The sequence below is a fragment of the Mesorhizobium sp. P2_E7 genome (assembly GCF_056403855.1).
This window is the reverse complement of the sequence record NZ_JBFUER010000004.1, coordinates 1-16320: the sequence shown is the minus strand read 5'-3', so window position 1 is coordinate 16320 and position 16320 is coordinate 1. Positions and strand designations below refer to the sequence as shown.

13 protein-coding genes and 1 pseudogene are annotated in these 16320 nt (G+C 64.6%); 8 read left to right on the top strand and 6 right to left on the bottom strand.

The features are described from left to right. Positions 1-48: 48 nt before the first annotated feature. The 5 genes from AC1DYC_RS21300 to AC1DYC_RS21280 all read right to left on the bottom strand — a co-directional run bounded on the left by AC1DYC_RS21300 (position 49) and on the right by AC1DYC_RS21280 (position 6387). Positions 49-513: a Ros/MucR family transcriptional regulator gene (locus AC1DYC_RS21300; RefSeq protein ID WP_477409665.1), complete on the bottom strand. Its 465-nt coding sequence runs from the start codon at positions 511-513 to the stop codon at positions 49-51. Positions 514-728: 215 nt separating this feature from the next. Continuing rightward, positions 729-1433 carry an ROK family protein gene (locus AC1DYC_RS21295; protein WP_477409663.1) on the bottom strand — a complete coding sequence of 235 codons (705 nt, stop codon included), beginning with the start codon at positions 1431-1433 and terminating at the stop codon, positions 729-731. Between the two features lie 96 nt (positions 1434-1529). Further along, on the bottom strand, positions 1530-2903 hold the full coding sequence (zwf, locus tag AC1DYC_RS21290; protein ID WP_477409661.1) for a glucose-6-phosphate dehydrogenase: 1374 nt from the start codon (positions 2901-2903) through the stop codon (positions 1530-1532). 23 nt (positions 2904-2926) lie between these two features. Beyond that, positions 2927-3940 (bottom strand): phosphogluconate dehydrogenase (NAD(+)-dependent, decarboxylating), encoded by a 1014-nt coding sequence (gene gnd, locus AC1DYC_RS21285; protein ID WP_477409659.1) that lies wholly within the window; start codon positions 3938-3940, stop codon positions 2927-2929. A 32-nt stretch (positions 3941-3972) separates the two neighbouring features. Then, on the bottom strand, positions 3973-6387 hold the full coding sequence (locus AC1DYC_RS21280) for a glucan 1,4-alpha-glucosidase (protein ID WP_477409657.1): 2415 nt from the start codon (positions 6385-6387) through the stop codon (positions 3973-3975). A gap of 203 nt (positions 6388-6590) precedes the next feature. Here AC1DYC_RS21280 and AC1DYC_RS21275 point away from each other — a divergent pair, with 203 nt between their 5' ends. From AC1DYC_RS21275 to AC1DYC_RS21240, 8 genes are all read left to right on the top strand, one after another. Then, positions 6591-7604, top strand: coding sequence for a substrate-binding domain-containing protein (locus AC1DYC_RS21275; protein ID WP_477307993.1), 1014 nt, complete (start codon positions 6591-6593; stop codon positions 7602-7604). A gap of 48 nt (positions 7605-7652) precedes the next feature. After that, the gene (locus tag AC1DYC_RS21270) at positions 7653-9122 is read left to right on the top strand and encodes a sugar ABC transporter ATP-binding protein (protein ID WP_477409655.1); all 1470 of its coding nucleotides are present in this window, start codon (positions 7653-7655) and stop codon (positions 9120-9122) included. A 1-nt stretch (position 9123) separates the two neighbouring features. After that, positions 9124-10095, top strand: coding sequence for an ABC transporter permease (locus AC1DYC_RS21265; RefSeq protein ID WP_477409653.1), 972 nt, complete (start codon positions 9124-9126; stop codon positions 10093-10095). Between the two features lie 2 nt (positions 10096-10097). After that, entirely contained in the window at positions 10098-11045 is a 948-nt protein-coding gene (locus AC1DYC_RS21260; RefSeq protein ID WP_477409651.1) for an ABC transporter permease, read from the top strand. Positions 11046-11154: 109 nt separating this feature from the next. After that, positions 11155-12180, top strand: coding sequence for a BMP family protein (locus AC1DYC_RS21255; RefSeq protein WP_477409649.1), 1026 nt, complete (start codon positions 11155-11157; stop codon positions 12178-12180). Between the two features lie 220 nt (positions 12181-12400). Beyond that, positions 12401-13912: an ABC transporter ATP-binding protein gene (locus AC1DYC_RS21250; RefSeq protein ID WP_477409647.1), complete on the top strand. Its 1512-nt coding sequence runs from the start codon at positions 12401-12403 to the stop codon at positions 13910-13912. Further along, positions 13912-14967 (top strand): ABC transporter permease, encoded by a 1056-nt coding sequence (locus AC1DYC_RS21245; protein WP_477409645.1) that lies wholly within the window; start codon positions 13912-13914, stop codon positions 14965-14967. Before AC1DYC_RS21250 ends, AC1DYC_RS21245 begins: the two co-directional genes overlap by 1 nt. Further along, positions 14964-15908: an ABC transporter permease gene (locus AC1DYC_RS21240; RefSeq protein ID WP_477409643.1), complete on the top strand. Its 945-nt coding sequence runs from the start codon at positions 14964-14966 to the stop codon at positions 15906-15908. The genes AC1DYC_RS21245 and AC1DYC_RS21240 overlap by 4 nt, the downstream gene beginning before the upstream one ends. Positions 15909-16130: 222 nt before the next feature. Here AC1DYC_RS21240 and AC1DYC_RS21235 read toward each other — a convergent pair. After that, positions 16131-16320 (bottom strand): annotated as a pseudogene (locus tag AC1DYC_RS21235) (integrase); the annotation flags it as partial.

Here is a 16320-nt window from a genome sequence, read left to right as displayed (position 1 = left end):
GTTCCAGTCGTCCAAACTGTTGGCTCAGCGCCGATGCGCTGATTCCGCTCAGGCCGGAACCTTGGCCTTGCGACCCTTGGCTTTGGCCGGTGCGACCGCGGCGGCCTTGCGGCCGAGGCCGATCGACTTGGCCAGCTCGGAGCGCGACGCCGCGTAGTTGGGGGCAACCATCGGATAATCGGCCGGCAAGCCCCATTTGGCGCGATAGGCCTCCGGCGTCAGGTTGAAATGGACGCCGAGATGGCGCTTCAGCGATTTGAACTTCTTGCCGTCCTCGAGGCAGATAATGTAATCCGCCGTCACCGAGCGCTTGGGATTGACGGCCGGGACCTGCGGCGGCGCCACCGGCGCCGGCGGCTGGCTGAGCCCGCCGATCGACGCCGCAACGCTGGCGATGAGATCGCTCAGGCCGGCAACGGGCAAGCGGTTCTTCTCGACGTAAGCGGACACGATATGGGCGGTTAGCTCGAGCAGGTCGATGTCCTTGTCAGAGTCGTTGCTGTCGTCGGCCAATTTATCTCTCCGTCGCTAGGGGGGTGGCGGAAACTCCCAGAGCTGTCCCAGTGGAGCCGGAAATCCGCTCTAGTCATTTGTCTTGCCGCATTTGTACGGTTGCACCCAGATGATTCCATCCGGTGCAATCGCTCTAATCGCCAAATCTGCGTAACGCAATGACTTCGTATCGCATCACACGTCATTTTGAACAACTATACTGAATTTTAATACTATCAGACGATCAGCGCCTTGTCGCGCCATAGTCGAAAGCCGCCCTCGAAAGCGCGCGTATTGTCACCGCGCCTGGATTTGGCGGGCAATTCATCCAGTCTGTCGACATTGCCGCCGCCAATGACGATGTAGTCCGGCTGCAGGGCCGCACGCAGCCGCTCGACGATGTCGAAGACGTATTTGCGCCATTTCTTCTTGCCGTATTTCTCCAGGCCGCGCTCGCCGACATAGTCCTCGAAACTGCGGCCCTTGCGGTAGGGCAGATGCGCCAGCTCCATCGGCTGGCCGACATTGTCGAGGATCATCGCCGCGCCGAGGCCAGTGCCGAGGCCGAGGAACAGCATGCGTCCGCGATCGTAGCTGCCGATGGCTTGCAGCAGCGCATCGTTGACGACCTTGACCGGCTTGCCGAAGGCGGCGGCGAAGTCATAGCCGTCCCAACCCTTGCCGAGATTGGCAGGATCGAGCGACGGCTTGTTGTTCCTGACGGGGCCGGGATAACCCATCGAGATCACGTCATAGGCCAGCCCCTCGGCAAGCGTCTTCACCGTGGCCACCATCTGCTGCGGCGTCAGGTCCGGTCCGGAATCGGCGCGGCGCGGCTCGCCGCCGGCGCTGGTGAGGATTTTTACATGCGAGCCGCCGACATCGATCGTCAGCACGATCGGTTCGGCCTCGGCCGTCGCGGGCTTGGCTGCCTTGGCCATGTCGTTTCCTCCGCTCACTTGGTTTCACGCAATTCCCAAGGGAAAAGCGCTAGCGCTTTTTCCCGGAAAAACCGCTCACACTTTTCCTGGAATTGCTCAAGTCGGATTGATCCAGCCGTTCGGCGGGCCGAAGTTGGCCATCGCGTCGGCCGGGCCCCAGGTCTTCGGCTCATAGATGTGCGGCGGCGTGGTGTCGCCAAGCACCGGGCCGACGATGCGCCAGGCAAGCTCGCTGGCGTCCTGGCGAGTGAACAGCTGGCCATTGCCGTTCATGGCGTCGCCGATCAGCCGTTCATAGGGCGGCATGTCGTTCTTGGTGTCGTCGAGCGCTGTGAGCTCGACCTGCTCGCCGACCATGTCGTCGCCGGCCGCCTTGCGCTGCGCGCCGATCGAGATCGCCACCTGCGGGTCGATGCGGAAGCGGACGTAATTGGCATCGCCGGGCTTGATCGGATCGAAGACGTCGAGCGGCGGCCGTTTCAGCCGCACGATCACTTCGGTGATGTGCACCGGCATGTTCTTGCCGGCGCGGATGAAGAACGGCACGTCCTGCCAGCGCCAGGTGTCGACCATGAAGCGCACCGCGGCAAAGGTCTCGACCGGCGAGTTCGGCTTCACGCCGGGCTCAGCGAGATAGCCGGTGAACTGGCCGCGCACGACGTCGTCCTTGGTCAGGGTGCGGATGGCGCGCAGCACCTGGACCTTCTCGTCGATCAGATCGTCGGCGGAGCGGCCAACCGGCGGCTCCATGGCGAGCAGAAGCAGGATGTTGAGCAGATGGTTCTCGATCACGTCGCGGATCGCGCCGACATCGTCGTAGAATTTGCCGCGGCCATCGATGCCGAAATCCTCGGCCATGGTGATCTGCACGCTTTCGACGAAGTTGCGGTTCCAGATCGGCTCGAGGAAGGAATTGGCGAAGCGGAAATAGAGCAGGTTCTGGATCGCTTCCTTGCCGAGATAGTGGTCGATGCGGAAGATCGACTGCTCGTCGAACACCAGATGCAGCACCCGGTTCAACCAGCGCGCCGATTGCAGATCGTGGCCGAACGGCTTTTCCACCATCAGCCGCGCGCCATGCGCGGTGCCCGACTGTTCCAGCCCCTGGACCACGGTCTCGAACATGGTCGGCGGCACCGCCATGTAGTGAAGCGGCCGCTGCGCCGAGCCGAGCGCCGTCTTCAGCTTCTCGAACGTCGCCGGGTCGCGATAGTCGCCGCTGACATAGCGCAAAAGACTGGCAAGCTTGGCGAACACCTTTTCGTCGATCTTGCCGACGGCGTTGACGATGCCGTCGCGGGCCCGCGCCTGCAGCTGCTTGATGTCCCAGGCGTCGAAGGCGACGCCGATCACCGGCTCGGTCAGCGTCCCCTTGGCGACCATCTGGTAAAGGGCCGGGAATATCTTCTTGTGGGCTAGGTCGCCGGTGGCTCCGAAGAGCACCAGCGTGTCGGACCGTTCCGGGCTCATTTTGCGCGTCTCCCCTGCCGCTTTCACTTGCCGGCCTTCGGCTTTTCGACATGGCCGCCAAAGGCATAGCGCATGGCAGACAGCAGCTTGTCGGAGAATTCGGATTCGCCTTGCGAGGAGAAGCGGTCGAACAGCGCCGAGGACAGCACGGGCGCCGGCACGCCGGTGTCGATCGCCGCCTTCAGCGTCCAGCGGCCCTCGCCGGAATCCGAGACGCGGCCACCGAACTGCGCAAGCCCCGGGTCGCTCTTCAGTGCGCCGGCGGTGAGGTCGAGCAGCCAGGAACCGATGACGCTGCCGTGGCGCCAGACTTCGGCGACCTGCGGCAGGTCGATGTCGAACTGGTAGTATTTCGGGTTTTCCAGCGGACTGGTCTCGGCGTCCGCTGTGCGCGGCCGTTTGCCGGCATTGGCCGATTTCAGGATGTTCATGCCTTCGGCATAGGCGGCCATGACGCCATATTCGATGCCGTTGTGGATCATCTTGACGAAGTGACCGGCGCCGCTCGGTCCACAATGCAGATAGCCGAAGGGCGCGGTTCCGCCCGCCTTGTCGGGCGTGGCGCCGGCATCTGCGCCGGGCGCCAGCGTGGCGAAGATCGGGTCGAGATGTTTGACCGCCACGTCGGGGCCGCCGATCATCAGGCAATAACCGCGCTCCAGGCCCCAGACGCCGCCGCTGGTGCCGACATCGACATAGTGCAGGCCCTTGGGCGCGAGTTCAGCGGCCTGGTCGACGGCGTCGCGATAGTAGGAATTGCCGCCGTCGATGATGATGTCGCCGGGTTCCATCAGCGCTGCCACCTGGTCGGCGATCTTGCCGGTGATCGCCGCCGGCAGCATCAGCCAGGCGCTGCGCGGCTTGGACAGCTTGCCGACGAACTCCTCCATCGAGGCGGCACCGATGGCGCCGTCCGCGACAAGGCCGGCAACGCTTGCCGGGTTGATGTCGTAGACGACGCATTCATGGCCGTCGCGCATGAGGCGGCGCACCATGTTGGCGCCCATCCTGCCCAGTCCCATCATTCCGATCTGCATGGTGTTGTCCTAGTCGCTGGAGGAAACGAAAACTACGTGCGAGCTGGTTCTTCGAGGTCCACGGTGAAGTCGACATTCTCCCAACGGTCGCCGTCGGGCCAGAAAAAAGTGAAGACGATGGTGTTACCTGGCGGAATATCGGCCACGGGCAAGTCCGCCAGATGAACGCCTAAAGCGTTCTCGGCTGTGGGGATTTCGTGGGCGGTCTGCCAATGATCGCTGCTCCAGCGGATCTGCGCCGGCTGCAGCAATTCGACGCGCAGCGTCTTGCCGGCATCCATGGTGCGAAGCCTGTTGTTGAAGCGCCATATCCTCAACGGCGAGCCGGTATTGTCCTTGATGTAGCGCTTGACGCCTTGCGGCGGCATGTCGAAGACGCTGCCGTCGCGCAGCGATCGCAACAGCTTGATGTGTTCCGAATGCGCCCAGACCAGCGGCATGGCGCTGCCCGATGGCTTGCCCAGCCACAATTCGCGCCCCGGCAAATCGGCGCCGTCCCAGACCTGTTCCGGCAGCAGGCCGCCAACCCCGGCGGAGGCCTCGAAGGTTTTCAGCAGGCTTGCCGCCTTGTCCTTGCGTCCGGCGGCCAGCTCATAGTGGGCGCGTTCGCCGGCGAGCAATGGCCAGGGCCGACCCTGGCCAGTGCCGTCGAAGGGCGCGCCGTCAGCATGTTCGCCATAGCCGTCGTCGGTGTAGCGATACCAGAGAGGCCCCTGCGGCAGGTCGCAGCGCAACTGCGCGTCGATGATCGTCACGGTGTCGACGATGCGCGGATCGTCCGCGGCCCTGAGGCCGAAGCGGACCAGCGCCAGCGCGTCCGGGCTGACGATCGCCTCGGCCGGCTTGTCGGTGTCGCCCGGCGGCCGGTTCTTGATCGGTACGAAACCGTCCTTCGGCGATGCGGCGCCGGCATCGTCGGCCGGCGCGATGCGGACATAATAGCCGTCGACGCCGGCTTGCCGGCACTCCGGCGTGTCGCTGACATAGGTCCAGCGTTCGATCTGGTCGTTCCAACAATCGGCGATTTCGCGCAGATAATTTGCCGGCTCCGGTTTTCCTGAAACCTCGAACAGGTCGGCGGCGCCAAGCAGTGCCGAAATCTCGACGGCAAGCGTGAAGGGGCTGTATCCCGCGTCCTCTTCCCAGCGATCCTGACCGGTGACGGGGCCGTTGCGCACGACATAGGACGCCGCCTTCTCGATCATCGGCATGAAGGCTGCGAGCTTGGCGCGCGGCAAATGGCCGGCGCGGTGCAGCGCGTCGGCCAGCAGCAGCGGGAAGGCGCATTCGTCCATCTGGATGCCCGGCCAATAAAGCGAGCCGTCGAGCCACACATTCTGCGGCCAATGGCCGTCCGGCTGCTGGATGGAACGGAGATAGGTGAGGATCTGCAGCGCCTGGCCCGGATCGCCGGCGGCGAGAAAACCGCCCGCGGTTTCAACCAGGTCGCGCGGCCAGACCAGATGATAGCCGCCGAGGTCGTCATCGCCCTTGCTGAAACCCCAGGGGATCGACAGGCTGGCGACGGCAGCACCGGGCCTGGCCAGCGAAAGGTGCGTCGCCAGCACCGCGGTGCTGACGCGGTAGGTGTTGAGGCCGGAAGCATCATGGCGGTCGAGCGGCAGCAGGCCGGCCTGCCATTTCCGCCATTTCGCAACATAGGTCTTTGCCGCAGGCTCAAAACCGCGCTTCAGACTGGCGGCAGCATGTTCGGCGGCTTCGTCCGGCGTCGAACCGAAGCCGAGCGCCAGCAAGGCTTTGCTGTTGTCTGCCGAAAAGCCGATCTCGCCGGTCAGCGCGACATTGCCGTCTTCGGCCCTCTGGCAGGCCGGATCGAGGCTACCGTCGCGGCTGAGCTGCTGCCAGCCGTCGGAAAATCCGGCATAGCCGGCGGAGCGGTCGCCCCAGGGCAGCGACGAGGCGAGCGCCAGGCAGGTGCCGCGCCCGGAGGCGAACAGCATCGGTTTGCCCTTGTGCTCGCCGACCCAGGCCGTGTTGCCCATGCCGGCATTGACAAGATGCGGCGCCAGAAGCGCGTAGACCCGGTAGTCAGCGGCACTACCTTCGAGCGCCGTGAAACTGGTTTCCTGCAAAAGGGCCGGGCGCGCCGGATCGGCCAGAATGCGCTTTTCGATGCGGTAGCGGGCAGTGGTGTTGACCAGCCGGTAGGCGGGCACGCCGTCCTCGAACGGTTCGATGACATGCGTGGCGTCGCGCTTCTCCTCGGAGAACCAGCCGCCGGGACCGGTGACCAGCAGCCCCATGTCACGTGTGCAGGCGCTGTCGAGGCCGGGATAATAGACTTCGTTGACGATGCCGTGGCTGAGCGTGAACCAGACAAGGCTCGCCGGCGACAGCGCTGCGCCAACGCCGCTCTTGGCGCTCGACGTCCAGCGCGCAGGAATTCCGGGTGCGCCTTCGGGAAGGGTCGGCGGCGTCGCTGCCATGCATGGTCTCCTGACCCTTCCCTAGACCAGCACACGAAGGCTTTTCAATCATCGCACCTGAAGTTGATCGCCAAAGCGTGACCGATCGCAGTTGACAAGCGGGCGCATCTGCATTTGTCTGACAATAGATAAAAAACAGGCAGCCAATGCCAAAACCATCAGCAACAGTCGGCGGGGCCGACAATCCACGGGAGGATTATGACATGAAGAAACTGCTCGTTCTGAGCGCGCTTGCGGCAATGCTCGCCTCGGGCACGGCGCTTGCCGACACCAGCGGCAAGAAGATCGCCTTCTCCAACAATTACGCCGGCAATTCGTGGCGCCAGGCGATGCTCGACAGCTACGGCATCGTCACCAAGAAGGCGGTCGAGGACAAGGTGGTCGGCGCCGCCGACATCTTCACCACCGCCGACAAGGAAGTGCCGACCCAGGCCGCCCAGGTGCAGAACCTGATCCTGCAGGGCTATGACGCCATCGTCATCAACGCGGCGTCGCCGGATGCGCTGAACGGCGCCATCAAGCAGGCCTGCGATGCCGGCATCGTCGTCGTCTCCTTCGACGGCACCGTGACCGAACCGTGCGCCTATCGCGTCGTCGTCGACTTCAAGGACATGGGCAAGCAGGAAGTCGAACAGATGGCCAAGTTCCAGCCCAAGGGCGGCAATCTGCTGGAAATTCGCGGCCTGGCCGGCACCTCGATCGACGATGCCATCCATGCCGGCATCCTCGAAGGCGTTGCCGCGCATCCGGAGTTCAAGATCGTCGGCTCGGTGACCGGCGATTGGGACCAGACGACGGCGCAGAAGGCGGTTGCGACCATCCTGCCGTCGCTGCCCGACATCGTCGGCATCGTCGACCAGGGCGGTGACGGCTATGGCGCAGCACAAGCCTTCGCCGCCGCCGGCAAGCCGCGCCCAACCATCATCATGGGCAACCGCCAGGACGAACTGAAATGGTGGAAAGAGCAGAAGGAAAAGGACGGCTACCAGACCTGGTCGGCGTCGATCGCGCCGGGCGTCTCGTCGCTCGCCTTCTGGGTGGCGCAGCAGGTGCTTGATGGCCGCACCGACATCCCGCACGATCTGCTGGTGCCTTATCTCGCCTTCACCCAGGACGATTTCGAGGCAGCGCTGCCGAAGATCAAGGAAGGCGGCGTCGCCACGCACGAATACACGCAGGAAGACGCCCTCGCGGCGATCAAAGCCAATATCAAGTGATGCTTTGCATTCATTGCCAGTGGCATGATCGACCGGATATCGTTGGGCATGCCTGAGGCCAATACGGACATCATCAGACTGAACGGCGCCGAAAAGCATTTCGGCGCCGTTCGGGCGCTTAACGGCGTCGACTTCCATGTTGTATCAGGCGAATGCGTCGGGCTGGTCGGCCATAACGGCGCCGGCAAGTCGACGCTGATGCATATGGTGGCCGGCACGCTGCGGCCGGATGGCGGCGAGATCGCGGTGCGCGGCAATGCGGAAATCGACTACTCGGTGGCGCGCGCGCTAAAACTCGGCATACGCTGCGTGTTCCAGGAACTGTCGCTGTGCCCAAACCTCAGCATCGCCGAGAATACGCGCATCAACCACCCGGCGCTGACCGGCTTCGGCTGGCGGCGCAAGGCGGCCGCGCTTATCGCCGCCAAGCTCGACGAAATTTTCCCGGATCACGGCATCTCGGCGGATGACATTGCCGGCGACCTGTCGATCGGCCGCAGGCAGATGGTCGAGGTGGCGCGTGCCTTCACGGTGACGGGCGATCCGCTCGAACTGGTTATTCTCGACGAGCCGACCTCCTCGCTCGACGCCCATACGGCTGGCCAGTTGCTGGCCTTCGTGCGCCGCTTCGTCGCCGCCGGCGGCAGCTGCATCCTGATCTCGCATGTGCTGGGCGAGGTGCTGCAGAACGCCGACCGCATCGTTGTGATGCGCGACGGCAAAGTCGTCGCCACGGACGCGGCAAAGGCCTTCGACCGCGACCGGCTGGTGGCGACGATGGGGGGCGCCGAGGCGCGCGAGAAAATCGCGGCGGAGATTGCTGCCGCCAGGCCGGCGGACAGTCCCGTAAGGGTGCGGGCGCGGCCTGCCCGGCAAGAGGACGGCAAGGAGCTTGTTGCCCGCGCCGGCGAGATCATCGGCCTTGCCGGGCTTGCCGGCCATGGCCAGACCGACCTGCTGCTGGCGATCTTTGCCGCCGCGACCCGCAGAAGGCCGGGTATCGAAGTGACCGCGCCGGTGGCGCTGGTGGCCGGCGACCGCCAGTCGGACGGCATTTTCCCGCAATGGTCGATCTCGGAAAATATAGGCATCCGCTCGCTTTCGCGACTGCGCAAAGGCCTGCTGATCTCGCCGCAGCGCGAGGCCGAGCTTGCCGAATTCTGGAAGCAGAAGATCGGCATCCGCACGCCTGACATGGCCAACAACATTTTTTCGCTGTCGGGCGGCAACCAGCAGAAAGCGCTGTTTGCCCGGGCGCTCGGCTCCGATGCCGAGATCGTGCTGATGGACGACCCGATGCGCGGCGTCGACATCGGCACCAAGCTCGAAGTCTACGATCTTGTGCGCGAGGAAGCGGCCAAGGGCAGGACCTTCCTCTGGTACACCACCGAGACCGAAGAGCTCGACAATTGCGACCACATCCATGTCTTCAAGAATGGCCGCATCGTCGCCAATCTCACGCGTGGCGAGTTGACGGAGGAAAAGATCATCCAGTCCTCATTCGGCGATGCGGCCTGAGATGACGGCAATCGCTCCCGGTCCAACTTCCTCGCCGCGCGGCAGTGCCGCCCGCGCCCGCATGCTGCGCAGCCTGTTGCCGGCGCTGTCGCTGGCTTTGGTGCTCATCGCCATCGCCTGGCTCAACACGCGCGCCATCAGCTATTTCGGCTTCAGCCTGATGCTCAACCTGGCGATCCCGATCGCGCTCGCGACGATCGCGCAGATGTTCGTCATCGCGGGCAATGAGCTCGATTTGTCGATCGGCACCTTTGTCGGCTTCGTCGGCTGCGTCACAGCGACATGGCTGAAGGATGCGCCGCTGGTCGGCGTGATTGTCCTCATCGGCGCCATCGGCGTCTACGCGCTGCTTGGCGCACTGATCCATCTGCGCAACCTGCCGTCGATCGTGGTGACGCTGGGCATGAGCTTCGTCTGGCAGGGGCTGGCCATTCTGGTCCTGCCCAAACCCGGCGGCAAGGCGCCGGACTGGCTGCTGGGGCTGATGGCGTTCAAGCCGCCCTTCATTCCGTTCCCGATCATCGCCGCGCTGGTGATCGCGGCGGTGGTGCATTTCGGCCTGATGCGCACTTCCTATGGCGTCATCCTGCGCGGCTCCGGCGGCAATGCGGCGGCGCTCAGGCGCGCCGGCTGGTCGCTGCTGCGCACCAAGATCGTGCTGTTTGCGCTGACCGGCCTGTTCGGCGTTCTGTCCGGCATGGCGCTGATCGGCATCACCACTTCGGCCGACGCCAATATCGGCAATGGCTACACGCTGCTGGCAATCGCCGGCGTCATTCTCGGCGGCGGCGAATTCGTCGGCGGCCGGGTGTCGCCGATCGGCGCCGTGCTCGGCGCGCTGACGCTGGCGCTGGCGGCATCGCCGCTGCTCACCTTCATGCACATCCCGCCGGACTGGCAGGTCGCCGCCAACGGCGCCATCCTGATCATCGTGCTGGCAGCCCGCGTCCTGATCAGCCGCAGGGAGAGGTAGCGATGACGCTGGTTAAATCGCTTGTCGCCAAACCCTGGATCTGGTCCTTCCTCGGCGCGCTGCTGGTGTGGCTGGCGACCATCGCGTTTACCGGCGGCTACGGCGCCGGCGGCATGGTGACGGCAGCACTTTCGCTGGCGGTGTTTACCGTCATCGTCGGCGTCGGCCAGATGTTCGTCATCACGCTCGGGCCCGGCAATGTAGACCTGTCGCTGCCGGCCAATATCGGGCTCGCCAGCGCTGTCGCCATGAAGGTGATGGATGGAAGCGATTCCATGATCGTGGTCGGGCTGTTGGCGGCGCTCGCCTGCGGTGCTGCCATCGGCGCCGTCAATTATCTGCTGATCTGGGCGCTGCGCATTCCGCCGATCATCGCGACGCTGTCGGCCAGCTTTATCATCCAGTCGATCGACATCAGCTACGGGCGCGGCCTGCAGATCAAGCCGCCGCCAGGTTTCGCCGATTTCGCCAACTGGCAGATCCTGGGCATTCCTGTGCTGGCGATCCTCACCGTGCTGTTCACCATCGCTGCTGCCATCGCCTTGCAGCGCATGATCTATGGTCGCTCGGTGCTGGCGATCGGCCAGAACATCCGCGCGGCGTGGCTGGCCGGCGTCAATGTCGGCCGCACCCGCTTCCTCACCTACACGCTGTCGGGCGCGCTGGGCGGTATCGACGGCGCGCTGCTCGCCGGCTATTTCCGCGGCGCCAATGTCGACATCGGCAATGAGTATTTGCTCGCCTCGATCGCCGTCGTCGTCATCGGTGGCACCTCGGTCGCCGGCGGCAAGGCCAACGTGCCCGGCGTCTGGGGCGCGGCTTTGTTCCTGGTGCTGCTTCTCACCATGCTCAACACATTCGGCGTCAGCGCCGGCGTTCGGTTGTTGCTGACCGGGCTGATCATCGTCGGCGTCATCACCGTTGCGGGTGGTGAGAAGGCTTTGCGATAAATCACGGCCAAATTTGACCATGTGGACAAAAGTCCGCACCCGTTCCATAGTTCCGCGTCTGATTTCAGAACAGCCGGCTCGACACGGTTGTCAAACAGAGGGGCACTAGATGGAAAACCGGAAAAACAAATCACAATCGACCGGCCTGTCGCGGCGCGACGTGCTGGAACTCGGCGCGCTTGGCCTGGCAGCGGCGATGCTGCCGGGCGTGGCTTTCGCCAAGGACAAGAAACTGAAGGTGGCGGCCATCTTCGCCACGCCGATCGAGGAACCGTGGGACAACCAGATTCACGTCGCCTTGCAGAAGGCCGAGAAGGAACTCGGCATCGAATACAAATGGTCGGAAAAGGTGCAGACCGCCGATTTCAGCCGCGTCATGCGCGAATATGCGCAAGGCGGCTATCAGCTGGTGCTGGGCGATGCCTTCGCCGCCGAGCGTGAATCGCGCAAGACTGCCAAGCAGTTCCCAAAGACCGCCTGGCTGTTCGGCTCCGGCGCCGGCCCGGCCGAACCCAATTTCGGCGTTTTCGACAACTGGATCCATGAGCCCGCCTACCTCTCCGGTATCATCGCCGGCAAGATGTCTAAGTCGGGCACGGTCGGCGCGGTGGCGGCGATGGGCATTCCGGAAGTGAACCGGCTGGTCAACGCCTTCTTCGCCGGCGCAAAAGAGGTCAATCCGAACATCAAGAAGAAGGTCGCCTTCATCGGCTCCTTCTTCGATCCGCCCAAGGCCAAGGAAGCGGCCGTCGCCCAGATCGATGCCGGCGTCGACGTCATCTATGCCGAGCGCTTCGGCGTCATCGAAGCGGCGGTGGAGAAGAAGATCCTCGCCATCTCCAACATGTCCGACCAGTCGAGCCTCGGCCCCGACACGGTCATCACCGGCCCGGTCTGGGACATGTATCCGACGGTCGAGCAGGCGATCAAACTGGTCAAGGCCGGCGTCTTCACCGCGCAGGACTATGGCGATTTCTCGCGCATGGCCAAGGGCGGGTCGTTCCTGGCGCCTTACCACAAGTTCGACAAGACCCTGCCGGCTGAGGTCAAGGATCTGGTCGAGAAGAAGAAGGCCGAGATCCTGGAAGGCAATTTCCGGGTGGATGTCGACGAGAACACGCCGGTCTCGGATTGAGGTTCGGTTGGAGGGTTGGTGCTTGTCGCACCCCCCTCTGCCCTGCCGGGCATCTCCCCCCTCAAGGGGGGAGATGGGCTGCTTTGACGCTGGCTAACATTGTTCGCGGTTTGAGATTGGCGAAAGCCGACGTGACGTCCAATCTCCCCCCATGAGGGGGAGATGGCCGGCAGGCCAGAGGGGGGTGTGACGGGCACGCCCTCACAATTCAGGAGCGCCCTTGTCCGCCCCACTCATCGAAATGCGCGGCATCACCAAGAGCTTCGGCGCCGTTAAGGCGAACGAGGCGGTCGATCTCAGCGTGGCGCCCGGCGAAATCCTCGGGCTGCTGGGCGAAAACGGCGCCGGCAAGACGACGCTGATGAATGTGCTGTTCGGCGCCTATGCGCCGGACGCCGGGGAAATCCTGATCCAGGGCAAGCCGGTGCGCATCACCAGTTCGGCCGATGCACTGGCCGCCGGTATCGGCATGGTGCATCAGCATTTTCATCTGGCGCCGCGGCTGACTGTGCTGGAAAACCTGCTCATCGGCATATCAGGCAAGTCCGGCCGCATCGACCGAGCCGGTGGGCTTGCCCGGTTGTCCGACATCAGTCGCCGGCATGGACTGACGCTCGACCCCGATCTGCCGGTCTCGGCGCTGTCGGTTGGCGAGCAGCAGCGGTTGGAAATTGTGAAGGCGCTGTTTCGCGGCGCCAAGCTTCTGATCCTCGACGAGCCGACGGCGGTGCTGGCGCCGAGCGAGGTTGACGGGTTGTTTTCGGCGCTGCGCTCGATGGCGGCGCAAGGCCTCGGCATCATCTTCATCTCGCACAAGCTGAACGAGGTGCGAGCGCTGACCCATCGCTGCACCGTGCTGCGGCACGGCCGCGTTGCCGGCCGCGTCGACGACCCCGTCAACACGACATCGGCGGAGATGGCGCAGCTGATGTGCGGCCATGAGATCGTGCCGCCGGCGAGGGGGCCGTCGACGCCGGGCGCGGCGGTGCTGACACTCGACGGCATTTCCACCTCGCGGCACTCGGGCACGCCGCTGCGCGATGTATCGCTTGCTGTGCGCGCCGGTGAAATCCTCGGCATTGCCGGCGTCTCGGGCAATGGCCAGCGGGCGCTGGCCGAGGTGATCTCTGGCGTGCGGGCGCCTGACGCCGGCGCGATGACGATAGCCGGCAAACCGGTGACGCGGTTCTCGCCGCGCGAGGTGCAGGCGCTCGGTCTCGGCCGCATTCCGGAAGACCGCATGACGACCGGGCTGGTGACCAATCTGCCGCTCGCCGATTCCATGGTGCTGCCGCGCATCGGCACAGAAGCTTTCAGCCGCAAAGGCCTGCTAAAACCCGAGGCGATCCGCGCCTTCGCGGAAGAACAGATCAAGGCCTATGATATCAGATGCCCCGGGCCGATGACTCGTGCCGGCGCGCTGTCGGGCGGCAATCTGCAGAAGGCGCTGTTGGCGCGCGAACTTGCGTTCGATCCGAAAGTGCTGATCGTCTCGCAGCCAACGCGCGGCCTCGATATCGGTGCCGCCCGTTTTATCCACGAAAAGTTTCTCGGTATGCGCGCCAAGGGCTGCGGCATCGTCGTCATCGGCGAGGATCTGGAGGAACTGCTGGTGCTCTGCGACCGCATCGCGGTGATGTATGAGGGCCGTATTGCCGGCACGCTCGACAGCGCCGATGCCACGATAGCGCGGCTGGGGCTGCTGATGACCGGGGCGGAGGGCCATAGCTGATGTTCCGCCTGGAAGCCCGCACCGCCACCCCCGCCTGGTTCAACCTGGCGCTGCCGCTCATCGCGATCGCAGCCACGCTCATCCTGTGCAGCGGCCTCATCGCACTGGCCGGCGCCGGGGTGCTCGAAGCCTATGGCGTGATGCTGTCGGCCTCGTTCGGCGACAGCTACGCCATCACCGAAACGTTGGTGCGCGCCGCCCCGATGATCTTCACCGGGCTGGCGGTCGCCGTCGCCTTCCGGGCCAAATTCTGGAACATCGGCGCCGAGGGCCAATTGCTGGCCGGCGCTGTCGCCAGCTGCTTTGTCGGCGCCATCCCGATGCCGGGGGCGCTGGCGATCCTGTTGATGGCGGTTGCCGGGGCGGCTGCCGGTGCGGCGGTGGCGCTGGTGCCGGCGACGCTGAGGGTCAAGTTCAAGGTCGATGACGTCGTCAGTTCGCTGCTGCTTAATTCGGTCATCTACTATGCGCTGATGGCGCTGATCGAAGGGCCGTGGAAGGATAGTTTCAGCGGCTATCCGATCTCGCCGCCGATCGAGGATTCGGCAAATTTTCCGGTGCTGCTCGAAGGCACGCGCCTGCATCTCGGCGTCATCGCGGCGCTGGTCGCCGCGCCACTGATCTGGTTCCTGATCGTGCGCACCACGCTCGGCTTCCGCATCCGGGTCACCGGCGAAAGCCCTGAAGCCGCCCGTTATGGCGGCATCCATGTCGAGCGGGTGCTGATCTCAACCGCGCTGCTGTCCGGTGCGCTGGCCGGGCTCGCCGGTGTCGGCGAAGTCGGCGGCGTGCATTTCCAGGTGATGAGCGACATCTCGCCGGGCTATGGCTATTCCGGCATCGTCGTCGCCATGCTGGCGAGGCTCAATCCGCTCGGCGTGGTGCCGGCGGGGATTTTTCTGGCCGCCGTGATGACCGGCGCCGAGGCGATGTCGCGCGCGACCGGCGTGCCGGCCTTCCTCAGCGATGTCATCCAGGGAACGGCGCTGCTTGCCATGCTGGTGGCGCTGCTGTTCACGGCCTATCGCATCCGCCGCGTCGGAGCGGCCTCATGAGCGCAGTGTTCGAACAGATTTTTCAGGTCGGCTTCCTCGCCGCCATCATCCGCATCGCCACGCCGCTGGCCTTTGCCACGCTCGGCGAAATGTTTTCCGAGCGCGCCGGAGTACTCAATCTCGGGATCGAAGGCATCATGCTTTTGTCGGCGATGACCGGCTTCACCGCCGCCAGCCTGAGCGGCAGCCTGTGGCTCGGCGTGCTGGCCGCGGTGTTGACCGGCATGGCGATGGGCGCGCTGCACGCGCTGTTCACCGTGGCGCTCGGCCTCAGCCAGCATGTCTGCGGCATCGGCGTGACGCTGTTCTCGTCGGGCCTCGCCTATTTCCTCTACCGGCTGATCTTCGGCCAGCAATCGGTGCCGCCCAGCATCAAGGGGTTTCAGACGCTGCCGATCCCTATCCTCTCCGACATTCCGGTGCTCGGCCCCGCCGTGTTCAACCAGTTTGCGCTGGTCTACATGGCGATCATCGCTATCCCGCTCGCCGCCTTCGTGCTCTACCGCACGCCCTGGGGCCTGTCGGTGCGCATGGTCGGCGAGAACCCGCGCGCTGCCGATTCAGCCGGCGTCAGCGTCATTGCCACGCGGTTCCAGGCAGTCATCCTCGGCGGCGCGCTGATGGGGCTCGCTGGCGCCTTCCTCACCATGGCGCAGTTCAACGCCTTCACCTTCGGCGTCGTCTCCGGCCGCGGCTGGGTGGCGATCGCGCTGGTCGTGTTCGGCCGCTGGGACCCGTGGCGCTCGGCGGGCGCGGCGCTGCTGTTCGCCTTCGTCGATGCGCTGCAATTGCGCATGCAGGCAAGCGGCCTCGGGCATATCCCTTACGAGGCGTTCCTGATGCTGCCGTTCATCTTCACCATCGTGGCGATGGCCGTGATGTCGCGCAATGCGGTGGCGCCGTCAGCGCTGCTGAAGCCGTTCCGACGAGAGGAAAGGTAGACGAGCAGGACTTGGCGCCGTTCCTCTCCCCCGTCGATCGGGGAAGAGGTGTCGAGCGCAGCTCGACGGAGTGGGGGTCGACCCTCAGCGCGACACAGAGAGATTCTTGTGCATCCGTTGGCGACGGTTGCCAGGTGGTTCCCCCACTCCGTCGCTGCTTCGCAGTGTCCAGCCGATAGATGGGTAACAGTTTGAACCGGATACATAGGTAACAGTTTTGCCCTATGTTGAGTTCGCCGCGGCGCCAAGCGGTTTGGTTGGCGCGGCGCTTCGGCGAACCAGTTTCCTGTGCTTCTGGTCGATAAACCCGAGCGGATGGGCATAGAAGCGCATCGCCCATTCGCCGCTCTCCGTTTCTTCGATGGCAACCGGTTCGCCTGCCAGCGTGGCCGAGACGTAGATTTCGGCGCCC

Coding starts and splice junctions, on each gene's coding strand:
- AC1DYC_RS21270 (WP_477409655.1), top strand. CDS start 7,653: ATGCCTGAGGCCAATACGGACATCATCAGACTGAACGGCGCCGAAAAG.
- AC1DYC_RS21295 (WP_477409663.1), bottom strand. CDS start 1,433: ATGGCCAAGGCAGCCAAGCCCGCGACGGCCGAGGCCGAACCGATCGTG.
- AC1DYC_RS21255 (WP_477409649.1), top strand. CDS start 11,155: ATGGAAAACCGGAAAAACAAATCACAATCGACCGGCCTGTCGCGGCGC.
- AC1DYC_RS21275 (WP_477307993.1), top strand. CDS start 6,591: ATGAAGAAACTGCTCGTTCTGAGCGCGCTTGCGGCAATGCTCGCCTCG.
- zwf (WP_477409661.1), bottom strand. CDS start 2,903: ATGAGCCCGGAACGGTCCGACACGCTGGTGCTCTTCGGAGCCACCGGC.
- AC1DYC_RS21265 (WP_477409653.1), top strand. CDS start 9,124: ATGACGGCAATCGCTCCCGGTCCAACTTCCTCGCCGCGCGGCAGTGCC.
- AC1DYC_RS21245 (WP_477409645.1), top strand. CDS start 13,912: ATGTTCCGCCTGGAAGCCCGCACCGCCACCCCCGCCTGGTTCAACCTG.
- AC1DYC_RS21260 (WP_477409651.1), top strand. CDS start 10,098: ATGACGCTGGTTAAATCGCTTGTCGCCAAACCCTGGATCTGGTCCTTC.
- gnd (WP_477409659.1), bottom strand. CDS start 3,940: ATGCAGATCGGAATGATGGGACTGGGCAGGATGGGCGCCAACATGGTG.
- AC1DYC_RS21280 (WP_477409657.1), bottom strand. CDS start 6,387: ATGGCAGCGACGCCGCCGACCCTTCCCGAAGGCGCACCCGGAATTCCT.
- AC1DYC_RS21240 (WP_477409643.1), top strand. CDS start 14,964: ATGAGCGCAGTGTTCGAACAGATTTTTCAGGTCGGCTTCCTCGCCGCC.